Genomic DNA, 21,996 nt, shown 5'->3' with positions numbered 1-21,996 from the left:
GGGTATCGGCGGGGTCTAGGCCGGCACGATCATGTGGGAGTCGGCCAGGGTGGCCAGCGCCCGCAGGTACGGACGTGCCGCCGACTCGTCGATTCCGTGCGCGGCGAGCGCGGCCCGCACGGACGGATGCTGGTGCAGGGATTCGACGATCTCGACGATCGTGGTGTTCTTCAGGAACGAGAGCTTGCGGGTCCCGAAGTGGTAGAGCAACGCCCCGAACGGCTCGGGGCGAAGCGCTACCTGCGGGTGCAGCCTCCACGTCGTATCCGGATCGAACCCTGCCGAGTCGACCTTCTGCGAGTCGAACACTGTGGTGGCGGCGTCGGCGGACACGATCAGTACACGCCGCACATGCCGTCGATGGACACCTCTTCCACGAGGGACTCCTCGACCAGGTCGGACTCGACGACGGTGTTGTCACGATCGGACATCAACTACCTCCTCGGATGGGGACTCCACAAGCGGAGCCCGGCGTCACAGACCCGTTGCGCTGTGACTCGGTTCACCACTGTAATGGCATCGAGTGCACAATGTCACCCATGGAAGGCTCACACCATGCGTAGCCGCCGGAAACCGTCCGCTCGGATAGGTCGTCGCCCCTCCACCACGAGAGAGGGGCTGAGCGCGATCGGGATCGAACTGTTCCGCACGCGGGGATTCGACGAGACCAGCGTCGACCAGATCGCCGAAGCCGCCGGCATCGCCCGCCGCACCTTCTTCCGGTACTTCCCGTCCAAGAACGCGGTGCCGTGGGGCGACTTCGACGGCCACCTCGAACAGATGCGCGCCCACCTCGACGCACTGCCGGGCCAGGTTCCCCTCGCCGAGGCGCTGACCTCCGCGCTGCTCGACTTCAACACCTTCCCCGAGTCCGAGGCGACGCTGCACCGCGACCGCATGGACCTGATCCTGCGGGTACCGGCGCTGCAGGCGTACTCGGTGGTGATGTACGAGGGCTGGCGCCGGGTGATCGCCGAGTACGTCGCGCGCCGCATCGGCACCCCCGCCGACGACCACTTCCCGCGCACCGTCGGCTATCTCGTGCTCGGCGTGGCGATGGCGGCGTACGAGCAGTGGCTCGCCGACGACTCGCTCGCGCTGCCGGATCTCTTGTCCGCCGGCATGCGCGCCCTCTACAGTGGCCTCGACGCGGCCGTCCCGTCCGCCGACGGTCCCGACGCCTCCTCCTCATCGAAAAAGGCTGCGCTGCAATGACTGTGCTCGACTCACTCGCCCCCTGCCCGCCCGGCCGGTGGTCCCACGCCCACGTCACCGTCGAGAAGGTGACCTCGGGCCCGATCGCCCTGCGCCGCGAGGGCGACCGGCTGCACGTGACCCACTCGCTCGGGCCCGACGACCTGAGCGAACGTCTCGTCGCCGGAGTCACCGCGTCGATCGCCGGCAGCGACCTCGGACAGGAGGAGTTCGAGTTGACGATGGTCGGGCTGGTGCGCTCCACCCTGCCCGATGCTCTCGACGCATGGGTCGCCTACTACCGCAACTCGCTCACCGAACTGCTGGACGGCACCGCCGAGTTCGCCCCGATCCACGACAAGGCCGCCGAACTCGTCCGCGGCCGCGTGCTGGATCTCGGCTCCTGCTTCGGATTCCTCCCGCTGCGCCTGGCGCGCGCCGGGATCGCCGTGACCGCCACCGACATCCTGCCCGGCACCATGACCCTGCTCGACGCCGTCGCGCCCCGGCTCGGCCTCGCGGTGGACACCGTCGTGTGCGACGCGGCCCACGTGCCCGTTCCCGACGACAGCGCCGACACCGTCACCGCGATCCATCTGCTCGAACACGTCGACGCCGCGACCGGTGCGGCCGTCGTCGCGGAAGCGCTGCGCATCGCCCGGGAGCGCGTGGTGATCGCGGTGCCGTTCGAGGACGAGGCCACCGCCTGCCACGGCCACGTGCGCACCTTCGACCTGCCCGCCCTGCGCACCCTCGGCGAATCCACGGGTCTCGCGTTCGAGGCGTTCGAGCACCACGGCGGCTGGCTCGTGCTCGACGCGCGGTAACCGAACGGCCTTGTGGCCGAATGTCACATTGCGTCGGTCACATCGACGCGATGTGACATTCGGCCACGATCCGAGTCGGTCACTGGACGACGAGGTCGCGGCGACGCATGGCGCTCACACCCGCCGTCGCGGTCGCCACGGTGAGGACCAGGAGCACCAGCAGCGGCAGCGGGCGCATCTCCGCGGCCGGCAGGGCCGGCACGTGGATGAACGGCGACAGGTCCAGCACCGCCTGGGGCAGGTCCAGCAGGGCTCCGAGCTGCCCGATGAGCAACCACACGGCGAAGACGCCCCACGCGACGCTCGACGCCCGGCGCGGCACCACCCCGACGCACAGCACCGCCATCGCGCCGACCAGGAGCACGGCCGGCACGAACGCCAGCGCGGCGGGCAGCAGATTGCCGAGCGGACCGGCGACGTCGCCGATCGTCATGCCGTAGGAGACGGCCAACGCGACGCCCGTGACGATCTGCAGCGCAATCACTCCCACCGTCACCACGGCGATGTGCGCGAGCATCCACGGCACCCGTCCGAGGGCCGTCGACAGCACCGGCTCGACCCGGCCGGACGTCTCCTCCCCGTGCATCCGCAGCACCGCCTGCACCGCGTATGCACTGGTGAACATCGCCATCATGAGGAAGATCATCGCGAAGTACGCGTCGGTGATCGCCTCGGCTCCGCCGCCGAGCTGCTTCATCATGTCGGCGACGGCACCGCCCTCGTCGAGGAAGTTGTCCATCTCGTTCGCGACGCTGCCGTAGGTGGCGGCGAGGACCGTGAGGCCGAGCGCCCACCACATCAGCGTCGTGCGCTGTACCCGCCACGCGAAGCCCGCGGCGGTGGGCAGCCACGTCGCCGCGCGGTCCGGTCCCGGGCGCGGCTGCACCAGCCCGGCTCCGTGATCCCGCGTGCCGGTCAGCACGTAGGCGGTCCACGTCGCCGCGGCGGTGAAGGCGGCGAACAGCAGCAGGATCCACCACGCGTCCACGTCGAACGGCCGGATCTGCTGCGCCCACCCGATCGGCGACAGCCACGACAGCCACATGCTCGTGACGCTGACCCCGCCGGGATCGACGGTGCCGGCGCTGTCGCCGACGGCACGGAGCAGGAACGCGATCCCCAGCGCCGCGCCGGCCAGCCCGTTCGCGGCCCGGGCTCCCTCGGCGACCTGCGCGGTCACGGCCGCGACGGCCGCGAATGCGATCCCGGCCGCCCCCGTCGCCACCCCGAGCGCCAGAGATCCGGACAGCGGTAGCCCGAAACCGAGGGAGACGACCGTGAGCAGCAGCGCCAGCGCGACATTCGCCGCGGTGACAACGATCAGGGCCGCGGTGAGCAGCGCCCGCCGACCGACCACATTGGCGCCGACGAGTTCCGCGCGGCCGGTCTCCTCGTTCTGCCGGGTGTGCCGCACCACCGCCATGGTGCTCATCAGGCCCGCCGCCAGAGCGAGGAACAACAACGTCTGGGCCGCGACGACCGCTCCGAGGCTGTCGCCGGAGACCAGGCCGTTGGTGGCCAGCACCACCGGGGACACCGCGGAGCTGACGGCGATGAGGTGCAGGTCTTCCTGCTCCGGATAGAGCCCCTTCAGGCTCGACACCGAGATCGCGTACACGAGCGTGATCGCCGCCAGCCACACCGGCAGCTGTACGCGGTCGCGGCGCGCCGCCAGGCGCACCAGCCGGCCGGTGCCGACGAAGGCGGCACTCATGCGCCGGCTCCCTCGCCGGCGGCCGGCCGACCGTGCGCGAGCCGCTCACCGGGCATGTGCAGGTGCTCGCCCGGCAGTTCGTCGCCGTAGTGCCGCAGGAACAGTTCCTCGAGGGTGGGCGGGGTGCTGGTGAGCGACGTGATGCCGAAGCCGAGCAGCTCGCGCAGCACCGCGTCCATGTGGGCCGTGTCCACCTCGCACCGCACCCGCAATCCGTCCACCTGCAGGTCGTGCACCCCGGGCACCACGTCCAGCCCGATCACCGGGCGCACGGTGTCGGCCACCACCGAGGTGCGGGTCAGGTGCCGCAGTTCGGTCAGCGTGCCGGATTCGACCGTGCGGCCCTGCCGGATGATGGTGACGCGGTCGCACAGCGCCTCGACCTCCGCGAGGACGTGGCTCGACAGCAGCACCGAACAGCCGTCGGCGACGGCCTCGCGGACGCAGTCCCGGAACACCTCGTCCTTGAGCGGGTCCAGGCCCGAGGTGGGCTCGTCGAACAGGAACAGCTCCACGTCCGAGGCGAGCGCGGCGACGATCGCGACCTTCTGCCGGTTGCCCTTCGAGTACGTGCGGGCCTTCTTGGTGGGGTCGAGCTCGAATCGTTCGAGCAGTTCGGCGCGGCGGCGTTCGTCGATTCCGCCGCGCAGGCCGGCGAGCAGATCGATCGCCTCGCCGCCGGTGAGATTGGGCCACAGATTGACCTCGCCGGGCACGTAGGCGAGCCGCCGGTGCAGGTCCACCGCGTTGCGCCACGGGTCGCCGCCGAGCAGTTCGGCCCGTCCGGAATCCGCGCGCAGCAGCCCGAGCAGGATGCGGATGGTGGTGGATTTCCCGGAGCCGTTCGGGCCGAGGAACCCGTGGACCTCACCCCGGCGGACCTCGAGGTCGAGGCCGTCGAGAGCGCGGGTGGTTCCGAACGACTTGACGAGCTGTTCCACGGAGATCGCCGCCGACATGCTGCCGAGGCTACGCCCCTACGGGCGTCCGTGTGGCGACGAATCGCGGAGAGGGCGGGGTCGGGTGAACCCTCGCAAATCGGTCGCTTAGGCTTCGCCGGGATCACTGGTTTCGAGGAACGGCACCGGTCGGTGCGCTGGAGAGGTGGGGGACGTGGCCGGACGGCTCGGTCGGGGCATCCGCACTGTGGTGGCGGGTGCGGTGGCGGCGTGCGCCGCGGTCGCCGGTGCCGGAACCGCGGTGGCCACACCCGTTTACCCGGCGCCGTCGAACGACCCCTTCTACCGCGCGGCAGCCGACATCGCCGTCACGCCCGCCGGCGATGCGCTCGAGGTGCGGCGTGTGCCCGCACCGCCGGGCATCGTCGACGTCGAGGCGTGGCAGGTGCGCTTCCGGTCGACGGATTCGGCCGGTCACCCGATCCCCGCGGTGACGACGGTCCTCGCCCCGGTCGGCAAGGCCCCGGACGACCCGCTGCTGTCGTTCCAGCATGTCATCAATGCCCTCGGCACGCACTGCGCACCGTCGCAGACGCTGTGGGCGAGCGACCCGAACCTTGCCGTCCGGGAGTCCCCCGCCCTCAACCTCGTTCTCCGGCGGGGCTGGACGGTCGCGATCCCGGACCATCTCGGGCCGAACAGCGCCTACGGCGCGGCGCGTCTCGGCGGGCAGATCACCCTCGACGGCATCCGCGCCGTGCAGCGGGTCCCCGAACTGCAGCTCGCCCACAGCCCGGTCGCGCTGGCCGGCTACTCCGGCGGCGGGATGGCCACCGGGTGGGCCGCGGCGCTGGCCCCGACCTACGCCCCCGAGCTGAACCTGGTGGGTGCGGCGATGGGCGGCGTGCCGATGAACATCCGCAAGATGGCCGAGGCGCTCGGCGAGAACCCGCACCCCGCCTTCGGTCTCGCCTTCGCCGCCGCGCTGGGTCTGGAACGCGAGTACCCCGAACGGATGCGGATCAGCGCCGACCTGACCCCGGCGGGTGTGGAGATGCGTGACGCGCTGGCCAACGCCTGCACCAACGACATCCTCGCGCGCGGCGCCGGGGGCAGTCTGCGGCAGGTGAGCACCAACGCCCGCCTGGCCGACGACGCCGAGGCGGTCGCCGTCGCGGAGGAGAACAGCCTCGAGCTGTATCCGGGGGTGCCGACCGTGCCGGTGTTCGAATGGCACAGCCCCACCGACGCCCTCATCCCCGTGGACGCCATCGACGCCACGCTCGACCGCTACTGCGCCGCCGGTGCGCCGGTGCGCCGTGTCGAGACCCCGAGCCCCGACCACATGTCGGCGGCGGTGCTCGGCCTGCCGGATGCGTTCGAGTTCCTCGGCGAGCGGTTCGACGGGACGGCCCTCACCGGGACCTGCTGAACTGCGCGCGTGCTTCGTGCGCAGCCGTCGGTCGGCAGCGCCGTCCACAGGTACGACCGGCGGTGACGACTGCGCCTCGGGCTTCCCGCCCCGTCGCCGCGGCGGCTCGCGTGGGGCGCGTCAGGCGTCGAACCGCCGGCGGGATTCCTCGATCTCGCCGAGGTATCGCTGCGTCCAGTCGCACATTCCGTCGACCGTCGCACGGAGCGCTCGACCCGGCTCGGTGAGGCAGTACTCGACCCGCGGCGGAACCGTGGGATACACCGTCCGCTCGACCAGGCCGTTGCGCTCCATCATGCGCAGGTTCTGGGTGAGCATCTTGTGGCTGATGCCGTCGATGCCCTTGCGCAACTCGCTGAAGCGCAGGGTGTCGTCACCGATCGTTTCGATGATCAACAGCGCCCATTTGTTGGCGACGTCGGAGAAGATCTCCCGTGCCAGCGAGTCCGCCCGCGTCAGGTCCGCATCTTCGGGCAGGCCGCTGAGCTGCTTGGTCACCATCGAGTTCCCCAGTCACTGAAAAGTGCGTTCTTCCACGTCAGGGAACACTCTCCTACGGTTACCGAGTAACCACAAGTGACCGAGAGAAAGTGGGCAGCATGTCCATCACCCTGGTGAATCCGAGCGCATTGCCGAAGATCGACGCCTACCGTCAGGTATCCGTCGCAACCGGCTCGAAGCTGGTCTTCATCGCCGGGCAGGTCGCCTGGGACGCCGACGGAACCACGATCGGCGCAGGTGACCTCGCCACCCAGGTCGAGCAGAGCTACCTCAACGTCGGAACCGCCCTGGCCGAGGTCGGTGCCACCTTCGCCGACGTGACGAAGCTGACCGTCTACGTCGTCGACTGGACTCCCGACATGATGAGTGGGTTCGTCGACGGAGTCGCCCGGGCCGCCGCGAAGCTCGGCGTCACCCCCGCAGCCCCGGGCACGCTGATCGGTGTCGCAGCACTGTCCTCTCCCGAACACCTGGTCGAGGTCGAAGCCACCGCAGTCCTCGACTGAACCGAGTCGCCGCACCCCGCCGATCTTCGGCAGCAGCTGACACCCGCCCCGACCCGCGGCCTGCACCGATCACCGGTGCAGGCCGCGGACTCGTCCGGGCCGGGCACCGCACGCGGCGTCCACGCCCGCCCGCGCTGCACGGGCCTCGGCGCGCCCGGAAGGGAGCGGTCAGATGAGCCCGCGCTTGCTGGCGGCGTATACGGCCTCGGCGCGACGGCTCACCCCGAGCTTGCGCATGATGTTGCTCACGTGGAACTTCACGGTGGTGCCCGAGATAAAAAGGCGCTCACCGATCTTCGAGTTCGACAGGCCCGCGGCCAGCAGGCGCAGCACCTCGAGCTCGCGATCGGTGAGCTGTTCCTGCGGCGTGGTCTGCCCGTTGAGGGACCGCACCACCGCCGCGGCACTGCGCGAGTCGAAGGCGCTCTCGCCGCGCGACACCGCGCGGATGGCGCGCACGAGTTCGGTGGTGTCGACGTCCTTGACGACGTAGCCGCGCGCCCCGGCATGCACGGCCCGCACGACCAGCTGCTCGTCGAGGAACGTGGTGAGTACCAGCAACCCCAGGCCGGGACGGGCCGCCGACAGCTGCCCGCACAACGCCAGCCCCTCGTAGTCGGAGCCGGCCGAGAGCTTCAGGTCCATCAGCACGATGTCGGGCCGGACCCGGTCCACCAGCGCGACCGCCTCGGCCTCGTGCGACGCCTCGCCCACCACCGCCAGGTCCGGCTCCCGCTCGAGAATCGAGCGCAGCCCCTGGCGCAGGATCGCGTGGTCGTCGACGAGAACGATGCGGACCGTGCGGTTCACCGTCCCGGGAGGGGTTGCCACGTTCATCGCTGTGCTCCTGTCCGCGCCGCGTGTGCCGACGCCGCACTGTTCCCGTTGTTTCCGGTCGCCTCGTCGGTGCCCCGCTCCGCGTCGAGCCCCGGTTCGGGCACCGGGATGCGCACCGCCACCCGTACCCCGCCGAGGCGGGCGCGGCGCACCTCGAGAGTGCCGCCGAGCTCGTGCGCGCGGGCCTGCATGTTGGCCAGACCGCGATGCCGGCCGTCCCAGTCGTTGTCCGCGGCTAGGCGCAGCATCAGCCGCATCCGGGCCGGGTCCCCGTCTCCGTCGTCGGCGACCGACAACAGCACCGAGTCCGGCCGGTAGGTCAGCCGCAGCACCACGCGCCGGGCATTGGCGTGCACTGCGGCGTTGAACAGTGCCTCCCCCGCAATGCGCAGCAGCGAATGTTCGGCCTCGCCCGGCAGTTCGACCGGTGTGCCGCCCACCCGGACCGTGATGTCGAGTTCGCCCGGCGTATGCGCGACGCAGAGTTGCTCGAGCATCTCCGGCAGCGACGTGCGATCCGAGTCGGACGGGTGGTTGAGCGCGTAGATCGCCGAACGGAGCTGCTCGACCGCACGCCGCGTGAGCTCCTTCGCCAGGTCGAGGCGCTCGCCGCGCTCGGTGTCGGGAATGTCGCTGCGGCACACCTCGATCTGCATTCCGGCGGACAGCACGGCCTGGGTGACGCTGTCGTGCAGCTCCCGCGCGATGCGGTGGCGTTCCTCGTCGAGCGCCTGGTGCCGGTGGGCGGCGCCCAGCTGCCGTTGGGTCAGTTCCAACTGCCGGAGCGTCGCCTCGAGTTCGGCATTGCGGGCCTGCAGGTCCGCCGCCGCCCGGTTCGCCTCCTGGTAGGCCTGCTCCGCGCGTTCGAGCAGCAACTGGCCCCGCTGGTAGAGCGCGGAATTCTGCAGCGCCACCGCGGTCTGGCTGGCGAGGATCGACAGCACGGCGTGATCGGTGCCGTCGAGCGTGCGGTGCTCCGGGGTCCACGCGGCGATCGCGCCGGTCACGCCGCCGCCGAGGACGATGGGCACGAACGCGTGATGGGTGTCGACGGCCGCGTCCCGGCCGATCGACCCCGACCGGATGTCCTCGAGACAGCGGACGACGTCGTCGGGCAGGGGCGGACCTTCGACGTTGTCGACGAGGAACGGGGTGGCGTCGGGACCGAGGACCAGGCGGCGCGGCCCCGCGTCGGGCAGGGTGCCGTCGGTGAGGGCGAAGACCACCCATCGGGCGCTCAGGTGGGCGCGTGCCGCCTCCGCCACGGCGCAGATCAGGGTCTCGGGGCCCTCGACGGTGCGCACCAGGGCACGCGAGATCAGCTCGAGCGCATGGACGACCCGCTCGAGGCGTTCGGCGGCCCCGCGGTACTGGGGATAGAACGTGGGCTTGCCGGAGCGCAGTCCGGTCAGCCGGGACAGGTCGGGCGCGGTCACCGGGCACCGCCCGCCCCGGTCACAGCGCCGCCCGGAACAGGGCCACCATCTGCTCCTGGGTGGCCTCGCGCGGGTTGGTGGACATGCACGCGTCCCGCAGCGCGCCGGCGGCCAGGCGTTCGAGGTCGGTCGCCTGCACCCCGAGTTCCCGCAGCCCGCGCGGCACCCCGACCTCCCGGGCGAGCCGTTCGACCCGGTCCGCGACGGCGAGGGCCGCTTCGACGGCCGGGCCGCGGTGCTCGTCGAGCCTGAGGGCAGCGGCGATCGCGACGAACGGCTCGGGATCGGACGCGGCGTTGAACCGGATGACGTGCGGGAGCAGCACCCCGTTCACGACGCCGTGCGGCAGGTCGAGCAGGCCCCCCACCTGGTGGCTCATCGCGTGCGCGGCGCCGAGGATCGCGTTGGTGAAGGCCAGGCCGGCCTCGAGGCTGGCCTGCGCCATGATCGACCGGGCCGCCATCTCCTGCGGGTCCTCGATCGTGCGTACCAGCGTGTCGGTGACGAGCCCGACGGCACGCAGGGCGTGGTGGTCGGTGAGGGGGTTGTGGGCGCGGGAGACGAAGGCTTCCACGCCGTGGGTCAGGGCGTCCAACCCGGTGGCGGCGTTCAGGTCGTCCGGCATCGTGGTGAGCAGCCGCGGGTCGATCACGGTCAGGTCCGGGACCAGCGAACGACCGATGATGGTGATCTTGGTGCCGCGGGCGGTGTCGGTGACGACGCAGAACTGGGAGACGTCGGCGCCCGTGCCCGAGGTCGACGGCACCACCACCATCGGCGGGATCGGGGCCGCAGCCCGGTCCACGCCCTCGTAGTCGAGGATGCTGCCGCCGTTGGCGGCGAGCACCGCGATGCCCTTGGCGGCGTCGATCACCGAGCCGCCGCCGAGCGCGACGAGCACGTCGCAGCCGTGGGCCCGGTACGTCTCGTGCCCGGCCGTGACCTCGTGGTCCTTGGGATTGGGGGTGAGGTCACCCCACACGATCGGGGTGAGTCCCTGCTCGACGAGGTGACCGCGAAGCTCGTCGGCCCAGCCGGCCTCGATCAGACCCGGGTCGGTCACCAGCAGGGGCCGGACCGCGCCGAGCCGCACCGCCGCGTGCGCCGCCTCGACCAGCGAACCGATCCCGAACACGATCTCCGGGGCGTGGAACTTGGCCAGCGTCGTCGCGGCGTGCTCCGATGCGACGGCCACTGCGCACTCCTGACGATCCCGATTGCTGTGATCCAGCTTACGTGGCTTCGAGCCTAGCCCCTCCACGACGGGGCGGCACCGGGCCGAACGGCAGGTACGGTACCTGCCCGATCGGGTAGGTAGGCCCGAGCGTGCCCGGGGACCTCCGGGCGCCGGGCGTGGGGTGAATACGAAGTGAATGCCACCACTGCGGCCTCACCGGAACGGGACATATAGGATGCACGTCGCAGGGGTGGACCGGATACGCAGGAAACGGGCTGCGCACCGGCGGAAACGACCCTGGGAGAGCATCATCGACGACCGATGGATCGTGTGGTGGCACGAGGTGGACGGCGTCACATGGCACGTCCACGACAACGAGATCGCGGCGCTCGACTCGGCGTACCGGGCGCTCCACTCCGACCGGCGGGTCGGGGATCCGGTCATCGAACGCCCCAACCGCACCCTGGTGCTGGGCAGTGAGTTCGCCGCATACGTCAGGGCGCGGGAGGACGCGGAGGGCCGCCTGGCGATCCGCGGCACCCACCGGGTCGAGATCCGGTACCCGCTCGGCGTGGACCGGTGGATCTCGCAGGGATGGACGTCGGAACGGCTCGCACGCGCGAATTACGACGAGGCCCTGGAGCACTTCCGCCCCGACCGGGTCCGGCTCACGAAGCGCGACCACTGACCCGGTCGCCGGCCTACCGGTCGAACTCCACGAGCGGCGCGCGGCGCACGCCGGAGATCGAGGCGTGCACGACGGACATCGGCAGGAACGCCAGGACGATCAGCAACATGGCGACCTCGTACGCCACGCTGCTGCGCGGATCCGGGTTGCCCTTCAACCGGCCGCGTAGCGCGGTCCACGCGATTCCGTGGGCGTTGCCGACCATGATCGCCCGTGTCGCCCCGAGTATCCCCTCGGCGGCGGACCTCCCGTACACGTCCACGAGACGGTGCCACGCCTCGGCCGTCGGGTTGCCCCGGGTGTCGGCATAGTGCTGGGCGAACAGGACCGCAGCGACCTCGGAGTCGGGAACGTCGTCGAGGACCCCGGACAGGATGTTCCGGATCTCGGCGCTGCTCATTCCGGCCTCGAGAGCCATCTTCGTGTGGGCGTAGGAGCAGGCGCCGCAGCCGTTCACCTCGGTCACCGCCAGCATGATCCGTTCGACGAACTCGGGGCTCAACTCGGCGCGCTTCCTGGCACCGACCAGGTGCTTCATCGATCGAACGCCCCGGTAGAAGATCCAGTAGGCCTCACGGATCGAATAGTGCTTCTTCGCGAACTGCATCGTCGTCTTCCTCAACTGTGCCCGGGATTCCGATGTGCCGGAGCACTCTCCCGTACGCCGGCCGGTCCGCCGGCGGTGGCGTGGGCAGACGGCGCACACACACCCCGGGGGGTATTTACCGGTCCATGGTAACCACCCGCCGTTCCCCCGCCCGGAGCGGGGCCGGCGGCGGCCGGCGCGCACACTCAACGCAGTGCGTGCCCGAGCTCCGCCGCGCGGGAGAGCAACTGGGCGGCGTCCCGGGCGACGACGACGCGATCGCATTCCGGCGCGTACTCGGGCATCGCGCACGTCGCCTGGGCCCAGTAGCGCTGCGGTTCCGGGGTGACCCAGGCGAGCCGATGCACGCGACGGCGCAGGTCCGCGAGGCGGTCGGCGCGGGCGGGCAGGCCGTTGCAGCGGCCGTCGCCGACGACGAGCACGCTGGTGCGCGAGTCGACGATCCCGGCGTGCTCGGTGAGCAGTTCGTCGAGGACCCGGCCGTAGTCGCTGCTCGCCTCGAGGTCGAGGCCGGGATGCGCCAGGACCGCGGCGAGAGCGCCGTCCCCGGTGCTCGCCAGCAGCTCCCGCGTCACGTCGACGGGCCGGTCGACGAAGGCCAGAACCCGGCACCGGTGGGCCCGGCCGTGCATGGCCTGAGCCAGGCGCAGCGTGAACGCGGTGATCGGACGCACCGACAGGGACACGTCGGCCAGGATCAGCAGCCGGACCCGGTCCGGGCGCGGGGCGCGGACGATCAGGTGGAACGGCACGCCGTCGGTGCGCATCCCGGCGCGGGCCGTGCGGCGCATGTCGAGGCGGCCCCGGGTGAGTTCGCGCGGCACCGGCCGGGCCGGTCCGCGCATCCGCCGCAGCACCTCGTGGCACGCCAGCTCGATCTCGGCTCGGGACGCGACGTCACCGGCGGTGTCGGGGGCGTCGGGTTCGCCTTCCGGCAGCGGACCGCCGAGTCCGGCCTGGGACAGTGCCGCGACGAACGCCTCGACGGCCTCGACCAGCCGGTTCAGCTGCGCGGCGGTGAGAGGTTCGTCGGCCTGGTCGTCGCCGTAGGCACGACGCGGATCGTAGGCGTCGAGCCACGCGAGGATGGATTCCGGATCGTCCCACGACAGCGAGCCGACCACGGCGGCACCGGGATTCGCGGCCAGCTCGCCGACGGCGGCGGCGCCGGCCCGATCCACGTCGACGGTGTAGGTGACCCCGCGCCGCCCCGAGTCGGCTCCCGTGTCCACGGCCAGGGCGGCGTCCGACGACGTCATGGAGACGTCGTCGTCGTCCTTGTGCGGATTGAAGCCCTTGTCCGCCTCCGGGGTGTCGAAGTGGTCGCCGACCTCCGCGGCACGTTCGTTGTATTCGGCGTAGCGGGCGATCTCCGGATCGTCGTCGAGTTCGAGCGCGGTGGGCAGGGCCTCGGCGAACTGCGCCCGGGGCGTGGACTTCTCGCCCGCGGCCCCGGCCGCATCCGTCGCCGCGAACAGCGCGTCGAAAGCCCGGTCGAAGCCGGGCTGCTCGTGCGGGTACTTCGCGCACACCGCACGCAGGCAGGCCCGCAGGACGTCGCGGTCGCGGGCCCCGACCAGACCGAGCACGCGGCGCACCTCGATGGTCTCGGCGGGCGAGGCGGACACCCCGTGCCGGCGCAGCAGGCGCCCGAACACGGCGGCGACCACGTCGAGGGGATACGAGGTGCGCATCGTCGCCAGCGGCGTCACGGGCATCGCGTCACCGCCGCACGCCGATGCCGACGCCGCTTCGGCCGCCGCCACCACCGCGTCCCCGGAACACCGCGGTGGTGGTGTTGGCCGGCCGGGACGCGACGGTGGCCCGCTCGGGCCGCTCCCCCGCCGGTTCGGCCGGAGTCACGGCGACCTCGGCCGGACTCCCGTCGAGACGTGCGCGGACCAGGTCGGCGTCGCCGGTGTACTTGAGTAACGTCGCGAGCAGGATGTCGCGGATCTGCCGGAGCGAGGTGTGGTCGCCGCCGCCTCGCCGCAGGACGGTCGCGGCGCGCGCGGCGTCGATCACCTCCGAGATGGACGGGCTCTTGCGCAACGGCAGGTCCCGGAGGGTGCGGGCCAGGTCCACCACCTCGGCGGCGGTCACCGTGTCGACCTCGGGGGCCCGGGCGGTGACGATCTCGCGCTCGCGCTCGGGGGTGGGATAACCGACGTGGTAGTGCAGGCAGCGGCGCTTGAGGGCGGGCGAGAGTTCGCGGGTGTCGTTGGAGGTCAGGATCACCCACGGCGAGGACCGGGCCGTGAAGGTGCCCACCTCGGGAATGGTGACCTGCCCCTCGGCGAGGACCTCGAGCAACAGCGCCTCCATGGACTCCTCGGTGCGGTCCACCTCGTCGACGAGGAGCACCACCGGTTCCGGGGAGAGGATCGCCTCGAGCAGGGGGCGCACGGCGAGGAACTTCTCGGAGTACAGGCCGAAGTCCTGCGCGGCGAGGAACCGGGACGCCTCGGCGACGTCGGGGTAGGCGGCGAGCTGCTCGCCGATGCGGTCGCGCAGCATCTGCACGTGCAGCAGCTGCTTGGCGTAGTCCCACTCGTACAGCGCCCGGCTGTCGTCGAGGCCCTCGTAACACTGCAGCCGCACCAGCCTGCGCCCGCCGGCGGCGGCGAGCGCCTTGGCCAGCTCGGTCTTGCCGACGCCGGCTGGCCCCTCGAGCAGCAGGGGTCGCTGGAGCGCGGTGGCGAGGTGGACGACGACCGCGAACTCGTCGTCGGCGATGTAGTCGTGGCGGCGCAGCGCGTCGGCGAGTTCCGGTCCGCTGGCGAAGCTGGTCATCGGTGCTCCTGTGTCGTCGGCACTCGAGGGAGGTGGGTGTGCCCGGGGCGGGTCGCCCCGCCCCGGGCACGGGATCGATCGAGCAGGTGGGTCAGTAGGACCGGTTGATGCAGTGGTCGACGACCGGGATCATCGACTCGACCGTCACCTCGCGCGGGTTGCCCGGGGTGCACCAGTCGCCCTGGATGTGCTCGGAGATGGCCCGCACGGTCTTCTCGTCGCCCTTGATGACGTCGCCGCGGCCGGCGTACTTGCCGGTGTTCATGCGGTTCTTCTCGTACGAGTCGACGCGCACCTGACCGAAGTTGTCGGGGATCCCGACGTCCTTGGCGAGCCGGATGGCGGCCTCGACCGCCGCGTCCGCGGCCTGGACGGTGGTCATGTTGCGGGTGTCGACGCCCATCGCGGTGGCGATGCGGGCGTAGTGCTCGTAGCGCGAGGGCAGGTTGTACTCCCACACACGCGGCAGGGCGATGGCGTTGTTGAGGCCGTGGTGGCTGTCGAAGAAGGCGGACACGGCGTGCGAGATGGAGTGCACGATGCCCAGGCCGCCCGAGTTGAAGGCCTGTGCGGCGATGTACTGGGCGTTCATCATGCCCTCGCGCGCCTTGAGGTTGCGCGGCTCGAAGGTGGCCTCGCGCAGATGCTTGGCGACGAGTTCGATCGAGTACAGGGCGTTGCCGAGCGACGGCGCGAAGTCCAGCCGCGAGACGAACGGCTCGGAGCCGTGGGCGAGGACGTCGAAGCCGCAGTAGGCGGTGAAGTGCTGCGGGCAGGTGTAGTACAGCAGCGGGTCGTCGATCGCGAGGGTAACGATCGTGGCCTCGTCGAAGCCGACCCACTTGTGCGGGTGGTCCATGTCCGAGGTGTCGGTGATGACGTATGCCCAGGAGGTCTCCGAGCCGGTGCCGGCCGTGGTGGAGACGGCGATGTGCGGCGGGTTCTCCTTGTTGGTGGACTTGGCGAAGCCCTCGAACTCGTTGATGTTGCGGCCGTCGTGGGCGATGACCACGCGGGCGCCCTTCGCGGCGTCGTGGCTCGAGCCGCCGCCGACGGAGATGATGGAGTCGCACTTCTCCTGCTGGTATAGGGCGGCGGCCTCCATGACGTTGTAGTCCTTGGGGTTGGACTCGACCTTGTCGAACAGGACGACCTCGACACCCTGGTACTCGATCTTGCCGATGAGCTCCTCGATGATGCCCGAGCCGCGCAGGCCGGTCGTCATCAGCAGGGTGCGCTTGAAGCCCAGGTTCTTCGCCTCGACACCGATGATGTCGTGGGCACCGACACCCATCAGCGCCCGGGGGAAGGGGTGGAACTCCTTGATGGGAAAGTCCCAGATCTGGTTGAGTTCGATGGCCATCGCGTTTCTCCTGGTGTGTCGGCCGGAAGTGGTGGTTCGAAGGGGGCGGCCGGTGTGACCGGCGTCTCTTCCCTTCCCCACTGTCGGGCTCGATCACGCTCACGGAAAGGGCTTCGAGCCCGAACCGTCCGGTCGCGGGACCGAAGCCGTCCGGTCGAGCGCGCGGGCCTACCCGTTCGGGCAGGTGCCGTTCCCGCTGATCGGGAGCCGGCCGGACCCCGGCGCACCCCGTCCCGGTAGCGTCGTCTTGCTGATATCCTGAAACTAGAACGCGTTCTAGATTGCTTCACCCGCACCACGGAAGGACCGACCTGGCCATGACGACAGTCGAGGTGCCGCACGGCTCGCGATCCGCGATCCTGACCGTCTCCGCAGTCATCGAGGAGACGCCGGACTCGCGCTCGATCGTCTTCGACGTGCCGGCCGAGCTCCAGGACAAGTTCGCGTACAAGCCCGGACAGTTCCTGACCCTGCGGATCCCGAGCGAGCAGACCGGCTCCGTGGCCCGCTGTTACTCGCTGGCCAGCTCCCCGTACACCGACGACGCCCCCAAGGTCACGGTCAAGCGGACCGTCGACGGTTACGGGTCCAACTGGCTGTGCGACCGGATCTCCGCGGGCGACCGCCTCGAGGTTCTGCCACCGTCGGGAGTGTTCACCCCGAAGTCCCTCGACCACGACTTCCTGCTGCTCGGCGCCGGCAGCGGCATCACTCCGGTCGTCTCGATCCTCAAGTCGGCGCTGACCCAGGGCTCGGGCAAGGTGGTTCTGGTCTACGCCAACCGCGACGAGGCGTCGATCATCTTCGCGGAGGAGCTGCGGGCGCTGGCGGAGAAATACCCGACCCGGCTCACCGTCGTGCACTGGCTCGAGTCCGTGCAGGGCCTGCCGTCCGCCGACCACCTCGCCACCCTGGTGACCCCGTACACGAGCCACGAGGCGTTCATGTGCGGCCCCGGCCCGTTCATGGACGCCGTGCACCGGGCGCTGCAGGCTGCGGGCATGCCGCGCGCCCAGGTGCACGCGGAGGTGTTCAACTCCCTCGCGGGAGACCCGTTCGCCGACCACACCCCCGTCGAGGTGAGCGACGAGGACGCGGCCGACGCCGCGACCGTGGAGGTCGAGCTCGACGGCGAGACCCACACGATCCCGTGGCCGCGCTCCCGGACCCTCGTCGACATCATGCTCGCCAAGGGGATCGACGTGCCCTACTCCTGTCAGGAGGGCGAGTGCGGCTCGTGCGCCTGCACCGTCCTCGAGGGCAAGGTCGAGATGGACAACTGCGAGATCCTCGACCCCGAGGACATCGAGGCCGGCTACGTGCTCGGCTGCCAGGCCCACCCGGTGACGGACACGGTCAAGATCGTCTTCTGAGAAGGTGCAGGGACCCTCCGTCCGGCTCGTCCGGACGGAGGGTCCCTTCGCGTACGCGCCGGCATTCCTCGCCTCAGCGGACGAGAACCGGTGCCTCCGCGAGCTGGGCGCCCGGCCGCCGCGGGCCGCGCAGCGCCACGCCCGCCCCGGCCCCGAGCGCGAGCACGATCACGGCACAGCCGTAGCCCAGCGTCGTCGCGGTCAGCCCGAACGCGCCCGTCGCCAGGCCCGCCAGCACCGCGGGCACGGAGAACGCGAGGTAGCAGACGACGAACGTGGTGGCGAACAGGCGCCCGCGCTCGTGCGGCGCCGCCAGGGCGCCGATGACGTTCATCGCCCCGAGGAACGCCGCCCCCCAGCCGAAGCCCGCGACGGCGGTACCGGCGAAGTACGCGACGGCCCAGCCACCGAGCACGGCGGTCACGACGACGCCGACGCCGGTGGCGAGGATCGCGGTCCCCGCGACGACGACGCGCCGCGGGTCGGAGCCGCGCAGCACCGTCGCGGCGACCGAACCGGAGGCGAAGAGGGTGAAGATCGCCAGCCCCGCGACGAGGCGGTTACCGATACCGAAGACCGTGCCCACGATCGACGGGCCGAGGGACATGTAGAGGCCGCCGAGCGACCACGCCGACAGCAGACCGGGCAGGATCACCAGGTACGGGCCCCGCACGTCCGCCGGCACCGACGCGCTCGGCAGCAGGCTGCGCAGCGCGGCCCGGCGGGACGCGAAGCCCGGCGCGGGGGCCCGGTCGGGGACGAAGACGAGCACGACGGCCAGCGCCAGCGCGATCACGACGACGAGGGCGTAGACGAGGACGGTGGGAAGGGGCGCGAACTGCACGAGCAGGCCTGCCCCCGCGGCGCCGAGGGCGAGCCCGAGCGACGGCGCCACGCTGTTGACGAAGGATCCGAGGCGCGGGTTCGGTTGCAGATCGATCACGGCGGCGCTCACGGCGCCGGTCGCCGCGCCGACCGCGAGACCCTGCAGCACGCGGGCCAGCACGAGCCAGCCCACGTCGTCGGCGAGGACGAACACGCCCATGCTCACCACGAGCAACAGCAGCGCCCCGATCAGGACCGGCCGGCGGCCGACGTGATCGGAGATCGAGCCGATCGTCAGCAGCGTGGCGAGCAGGGCGAGCGCGTAGACGGCGAAGACGGCGGTCAGCATTCCCGCGGAGAATCCCCACTGCTGCTGGTACAGCGGATAGAGCGGGGAGGGAGCGGACGACGCGGCGGTGAGCAGGAAGCTGGCCGTGCCCACCGCCACGAAGCCGTAACGGCGTGGCAGGGAGCGGCCCGGCGTCGGCTCCGGCATCGGACCTCCTGAGAACTCGTGCGGGAACGGCCGACAGTTCGTTGGCCAAGGCAACGATCTAGTGGAACACACGTCCCGGGGAGATCATTCCCCTCCCGGTCACCGATCCGTAAAAACCCCCTCCCAACTGCACAGGAGCGTTACCGCAGTGCAATCCCCCACACCATTGACCGACCGGTCGATCAGGTCTATACCGAAGGCAGGACACACTCTGCACTAGGAGGCTCGACATGTTCTCCGACAGCCGGCTACAGGACTACGTGGCCGTGATCCTGGGCGTCTTCACCGCCCTGTCCCCGCTGTGGGTCGCCAACGACAACACAACGATGTGGACCCTGATCGTCCTCGGCGTGCTGATCGCGCTGACCGGACTGGCGCAGATCGTCCGGCCCACCATGGCCGCGATCGACTACGCGATGGGCGTCTTCGGCGTGCTGCTGTTCCTCTCCCCCTGGGTCATGGGCTACACCGAGTACAGCGGTGCATCCTGGACGGCCTGGGTGGTGGGCGTGCTCACCGTGGTCGTCGCGGTGGCGGCACTGCCCGTGATGAGCGCCCGGATGCACGGACACGGCGGACTGGCCACGCACCACTGATCACGGCACGGAGGGCGGGAGCCGAGGCTCTCGCCCTCCGTCCCACACCCCGGCGCCTTCACACCCTTGCCTGCACCCGGAGGTGAACGCCATGAGCACCCCGGGCTCGAAACCGCCGCGCCGCCGCGCGCGGCGGGACAACGCTGCGCGTGTCCACATCCTCGACGCCGCCGAAACCCTCTTCGCCGCCCACGGCTTCGACGCCACCTCGACGACCGCGATCGCCGTCGCCGCGGACGTGCCCAAGGGACTGATCTTCTACTACTTCCCCACCAAGGAGTCGATCCTCGAGACCCTCGTCGCCGAGCGGCTGCCGGCCGAACCGATCCAGGACGTCACCGGCCTCGTCTCCCCCGGCGACCCGGCGGCCAGCCTCGTCAACCTCGACGCCGCCCTCGACCTGCGCACCCACCACTCCTCGCTGCTCCGGGTGATCTGGCGTGAGGCGGAGACCCATCCCGGCCTGCGCACCCCTCTGCGCCGGCTGCGGACGTCCCTGCAGGAGGCCACCATGCGGGTCCTGCAGGCCAGCGTGCCCGGCCCGATACAGCCGGGCACCCTGCGCACCTGCGCGACGACCTGGGTGTCGGCGATGTTCTCCGCCGCCACGGTCGACCGGCTGTTCGGCCTCGACGGGCCCTCCCCCGACGAACTCGGCGGCATCGCGCGGCTCGTGGCCGCGGGCATGACCGGGATGGGCTGAGCGGGGCGGCGGATCAGCGCGTCTCGGCGCGGGGAGCCTCGTCGCCGGGCAGCCCGGCGGTCGGGTCACCGATGCCGTCGACGAGCTGCCGGCCCGCCGGGAAGCTGAGGGCGCCGGGGGGCAGCTCGCCCGGCCTCCCGCTCAGGAACACCTCGACCCGTCCGCTGCCCGCCCACGGCCGGCCGAGGGCGTCGATGCGGCGCAGGGTCTGGGCCGCCACCGCCTCGGCGCTGTCGAACAGGCGCACACCGGGCGGCAGGTGCGCGGCGATGGCGTCGGCCACCAGCGGGTAGTGGGTACAGCCGAGGACGACGCCGCCCACGTCGGGCGGGGTCCGCTGCGCTGCGGCCGCGATCGCCGCGACCGCCGCGATCGTGTCGCCGCGGTCGATGGCGTCGGCGAGCCCGTGGCAGGCCACCCCCACCACGTCGCGGCCCCCGGCGAACCGGGCGACCAGGTCGGCCTGGTAGCGGCTGGCGGTGGTCGCGGCGGTGGCCCAGATCGCCACCGACTCGCACGCCGCGGCGGCCGGCTTGATCGCCGGCACGGTTCCGATCACCGGGATCTCGTCACCGAGCGTCTCGCGCACGTGCTCGAGCGCGGTCACGGACGCCGTGTTGCACGGCAGGACGACCACCTCGGCGCCCCGGGTGACGGCCCGCTCCGCGGTGCTCACGACCCGCTCGATCACCCAGTCCCCGGGCTTCGGTCCCCACGGGGCGCCGTCCGGGTCCATCGACAGCATCAGATCCAGCTCGGGACGCAATCGGCGCAGCCATGCAGACGTCGGCAGGAGGCCGAGACCCGAGTCGATGAGCGCAACGATCACCACACGAATCTAGCGCCCGCCGTCCCGGCGGCTAGGACGTGGGCGCGAGGATCTCCGTGATCGGCGCGCCCTCGGCGATCTTCCCTCGCATTTTCATCACCTGCCCGGCCAGTCCCGCGCCGACCACACCGGTGAGGCGACCGTCGCGCTCGTAGTAGGCGAGGAACTTGCGGCCGTCGTCGCGCACCACGTGCACGGTGTCGTCGGCGCGGACCGCGCCGAGGGCCTGGATCTTCACGTCGTACTGGTCGCTCCAGAAGTACGGCACCTGCGCGGCGTCGGCGACGCCGGACCCGAGCAGCGCGCCGGCGAGCACCTTCGCCTGCTCCCCCGCGTTCGTCCAGTGCTCGAGACGCGCGCAGCGACCGTCCGAGACCTCCCAGGCCGCGACGTCCCCGACCGCCCACACGTGCGGGGCCGAGGTGCGGCCCACGCCGTCGCACACCACACCGTTGTCCACCCGCACCCCCGAACCGTCGAGCCAGCCGGTGACCGGCACCGAGCCGATCCCCACCACCACCAGGTCCACGTCGAGGTCGGTGCCGTCGCTCAGAACCACGCCGGTGACCCGCCCGTCGCCGCGCAGGACGTGCACCCCCACGCCGGACCGCACGTCGACACCCTCGGCGGTGTGCAACCGGGCCACCAGCGCCCCGACCCGCTCGCCGAGCACCGACGCCAGCGGCGTCGGCTGCGGCTCGACCAGCACCACGTCCATGCCCCGCGCCCGCAGGCTCGCCGCGACCTCGCAGCCGATGAAGCCGGCGCCGACGATCAGCGCCCGCCCGCCCGGGACGATCGCCGCGCGCAGGGCCCGGCTGTCGTCCACGGAGCGCAGCACGTGCACCCCGGCGAGCCCGGCCGTGCCGGGCAGCTTCCGCGGCCGCAACCCGGTCGCGACGATCAGCTCGTCGAAGCCGACGCTCTGCCCGTCGGACAGGGTGAGGGTGCGGGCCGCCGCGTCGAGGCCCTGCGCCCGCACGCCCAGGCGGAGCTCGATGCGCTGGTCGTCGAAGAACTCCCGCGGCTGCAGGGTGGTGTCGTCGGTCGCGCCACGGACGACGTCCTTCGACAGCGGGGGCCGATCGTAGGGCAGGTGCGGCTCGTCGCCGATCAGGACGAGCTCGCCGTCGAATCCGCCGCGGCGCAGTTCCTCGGCCGCACGCACCCCCGCCAGCCCGGCCCCGACCACGATGATCC

The 21,996-nt window shown here is 71.4% G+C and carries 23 protein-coding genes; 8 read left to right on the top strand and 15 right to left on the bottom strand.

Features of this window, described 5'->3' with window-relative positions; translation table 11 throughout:
* Positions 1-15 precede the first annotated feature (15 nt).
* Together mftB and mftA are read right to left on the bottom strand one after the other, a co-directional pair.
* Positions 16-309 (bottom strand): mycofactocin biosynthesis chaperone MftB, encoded by a 294-nt coding sequence (mftB, locus tag G6038_RS26185; protein WP_170914118.1) that lies wholly within the window; start codon positions 307-309, stop codon positions 16-18.
* 26 nt (positions 310-335) lie between these two features.
* Positions 336-431, bottom strand: a complete 96-nt coding sequence (mftA, locus tag G6038_RS26180) for a mycofactocin precursor MftA (RefSeq protein ID WP_065922321.1) — start codon at positions 429-431, stop codon at positions 336-338.
* A gap of 124 nt (positions 432-555) precedes the next feature.
* Between mftA and mftR the strand changes: the two genes are divergently transcribed.
* Positions 556-1,215 (top strand): mycofactocin system transcriptional regulator, encoded by a 660-nt coding sequence (gene mftR / locus G6038_RS26175; protein ID WP_165041172.1) that lies wholly within the window; start codon positions 556-558, stop codon positions 1,213-1,215.
* Positions 1,212-2,021 carry a mycofactocin oligosaccharide methyltransferase MftM gene (gene mftM, locus G6038_RS26170; protein WP_165041170.1) on the top strand — a complete coding sequence of 270 codons (810 nt, stop codon included), beginning with the start codon at positions 1,212-1,214 and terminating at the stop codon, positions 2,019-2,021. Before mftR ends, mftM begins: the two co-directional genes overlap by 4 nt.
* Positions 2,022-2,100: 79 nt before the next feature.
* Here mftM and G6038_RS26165 read toward each other — a convergent pair whose 3' ends face one another.
* Both G6038_RS26165 and G6038_RS26160 read right to left on the bottom strand, forming a co-directional pair.
* Positions 2,101-3,735 (bottom strand): anibiotic ABC transporter, encoded by a 1,635-nt coding sequence (locus G6038_RS26165; protein ID WP_165041168.1) that lies wholly within the window; start codon positions 3,733-3,735, stop codon positions 2,101-2,103.
* Complete coding sequence (locus G6038_RS26160) at positions 3,732-4,694, bottom strand: ABC transporter ATP-binding protein (RefSeq protein WP_165041166.1); 963 nt, start codon at positions 4,692-4,694, stop codon at positions 3,732-3,734. Before G6038_RS26160 ends, G6038_RS26165 begins: the two co-directional genes overlap by 4 nt.
* Before the next feature lie 154 nt (positions 4,695-4,848).
* Here G6038_RS26160 and G6038_RS26155 point away from each other — a divergent pair, with 154 nt between their 5' ends.
* A complete protein-coding gene (locus G6038_RS26155; protein ID WP_165041164.1) occupies positions 4,849-6,066 on the top strand; it encodes a lipase family protein in 1,218 nt (405 codons plus the stop codon).
* 120 nt (positions 6,067-6,186) lie between these two features.
* On the opposite strand, the gene G6038_RS26150 is transcribed toward G6038_RS26155, so the two are convergent.
* Entirely contained in the window at positions 6,187-6,567 is a 381-nt protein-coding gene (locus G6038_RS26150; protein ID WP_165041162.1) for a helix-turn-helix domain-containing protein, read from the bottom strand.
* A 98-nt stretch (positions 6,568-6,665) separates the two neighbouring features.
* On the opposite strand from G6038_RS26150, the gene G6038_RS26145 reads away from it, so the two are divergent.
* On the top strand, positions 6,666-7,073 hold the full coding sequence (locus G6038_RS26145) for a RidA family protein (protein ID WP_165041160.1): 408 nt from the start codon (positions 6,666-6,668) through the stop codon (positions 7,071-7,073).
* Between the two features lie 168 nt (positions 7,074-7,241).
* Here the strand turns inward: G6038_RS26145 and G6038_RS26140 are convergent, their stop codons facing one another.
* Genes G6038_RS26140 through G6038_RS26130 form a run of 3 tightly spaced genes read right to left on the bottom strand, consistent with a single transcriptional unit; the run spans position 7,242 to position 10,541 of the window.
* Positions 7,242-7,910, bottom strand: a complete 669-nt coding sequence (locus tag G6038_RS26140) for a response regulator transcription factor (protein WP_006932871.1) — start codon at positions 7,908-7,910, stop codon at positions 7,242-7,244.
* The gene (locus tag G6038_RS26135) at positions 7,907-9,346 is read right to left on the bottom strand and encodes a sensor histidine kinase (protein ID WP_165041158.1); all 1,440 of its coding nucleotides are present in this window, start codon (positions 9,344-9,346) and stop codon (positions 7,907-7,909) included. Before G6038_RS26135 ends, G6038_RS26140 begins: the two co-directional genes overlap by 4 nt.
* A gap of 19 nt (positions 9,347-9,365) precedes the next feature.
* Positions 9,366-10,541, bottom strand: a complete 1,176-nt coding sequence (locus tag G6038_RS26130; protein ID WP_165041156.1) for an iron-containing alcohol dehydrogenase — start codon at positions 10,539-10,541, stop codon at positions 9,366-9,368.
* 310 nt (positions 10,542-10,851) lie between these two features.
* Here G6038_RS26130 and G6038_RS26125 point away from each other — a divergent pair, with 310 nt between their 5' ends.
* Positions 10,852-11,211 (top strand): hypothetical protein, encoded by a 360-nt coding sequence (locus G6038_RS26125; RefSeq protein WP_241009815.1) that lies wholly within the window; start codon positions 10,852-10,854, stop codon positions 11,209-11,211.
* 13 nt (positions 11,212-11,224) lie between these two features.
* On the opposite strand, the gene G6038_RS26120 is transcribed toward G6038_RS26125, so the two are convergent.
* The 4 genes from G6038_RS26120 to mdo form a co-directional block, all read right to left on the bottom strand.
* Complete coding sequence (locus tag G6038_RS26120) at positions 11,225-11,818, bottom strand: carboxymuconolactone decarboxylase family protein (protein ID WP_165041155.1); 594 nt, start codon at positions 11,816-11,818, stop codon at positions 11,225-11,227.
* A 185-nt stretch (positions 11,819-12,003) separates the two neighbouring features.
* Complete coding sequence (locus tag G6038_RS26115; protein WP_165041153.1) at positions 12,004-13,536, bottom strand: VWA domain-containing protein; 1,533 nt, start codon at positions 13,534-13,536, stop codon at positions 12,004-12,006.
* 4 nt (positions 13,537-13,540) lie between these two features.
* Positions 13,541-14,611 (bottom strand): MoxR family ATPase, encoded by a 1,071-nt coding sequence (locus tag G6038_RS26110; RefSeq protein WP_165041151.1) that lies wholly within the window; start codon positions 14,609-14,611, stop codon positions 13,541-13,543.
* A 91-nt stretch (positions 14,612-14,702) separates the two neighbouring features.
* On the bottom strand, positions 14,703-15,974 hold the full coding sequence (gene mdo / locus G6038_RS26105; protein WP_003937677.1) for an NDMA-dependent methanol dehydrogenase: 1,272 nt from the start codon (positions 15,972-15,974) through the stop codon (positions 14,703-14,705).
* A gap of 317 nt (positions 15,975-16,291) precedes the next feature.
* Here mdo and G6038_RS26100 point away from each other — a divergent pair, with 317 nt between their 5' ends.
* Positions 16,292-17,347 carry a ferredoxin--NADP reductase gene (locus G6038_RS26100; protein ID WP_165041149.1) on the top strand — a complete coding sequence of 352 codons (1,056 nt, stop codon included), beginning with the start codon at positions 16,292-16,294 and terminating at the stop codon, positions 17,345-17,347.
* Positions 17,348-17,420: 73 nt separating this feature from the next.
* Here the strand turns inward: G6038_RS26100 and G6038_RS26095 are convergent, their stop codons facing one another.
* Positions 17,421-18,668, bottom strand: coding sequence for an MFS transporter (locus G6038_RS26095; protein ID WP_165041147.1), 1,248 nt, complete (start codon positions 18,666-18,668; stop codon positions 17,421-17,423).
* Positions 18,669-18,898: 230 nt separating this feature from the next.
* Here G6038_RS26095 and G6038_RS26090 point away from each other — a divergent pair, with 230 nt between their 5' ends.
* Positions 18,899-19,264: an SPW repeat protein gene (locus G6038_RS26090; RefSeq protein WP_100058826.1), complete on the top strand. Its 366-nt coding sequence runs from the start codon at positions 18,899-18,901 to the stop codon at positions 19,262-19,264.
* 91 nt (positions 19,265-19,355) lie between these two features.
* Entirely contained in the window at positions 19,356-19,967 is a 612-nt protein-coding gene (locus G6038_RS26085; RefSeq protein WP_165041145.1) for a TetR/AcrR family transcriptional regulator, read from the top strand.
* Positions 19,968-19,980: 13 nt separating this feature from the next.
* On the opposite strand, the gene G6038_RS26080 is transcribed toward G6038_RS26085, so the two are convergent.
* The gene (locus tag G6038_RS26080) at positions 19,981-20,796 is read right to left on the bottom strand and encodes an aspartate/glutamate racemase family protein (RefSeq protein ID WP_165041143.1); all 816 of its coding nucleotides are present in this window, start codon (positions 20,794-20,796) and stop codon (positions 19,981-19,983) included.
* A gap of 31 nt (positions 20,797-20,827) precedes the next feature.
* Positions 20,828-21,994 carry an FAD-dependent oxidoreductase gene (locus tag G6038_RS26075; RefSeq protein ID WP_346772924.1) on the bottom strand — a complete coding sequence of 389 codons (1,167 nt, stop codon included), beginning with the start codon at positions 21,992-21,994 and terminating at the stop codon, positions 20,828-20,830.
* Between the last annotated feature and the right edge of the window lie 2 nt (positions 21,995-21,996).

The organism is Rhodococcus sp. 14C212 (assembly GCF_011058195.1).
GTDB classification, from domain to species: Bacteria; Actinomycetota; Actinomycetes; order Mycobacteriales; family Mycobacteriaceae; genus Rhodococcus; species Rhodococcus aetherivorans.
This window is presented reverse-complemented; position numbering and strand designations above follow the sequence as displayed.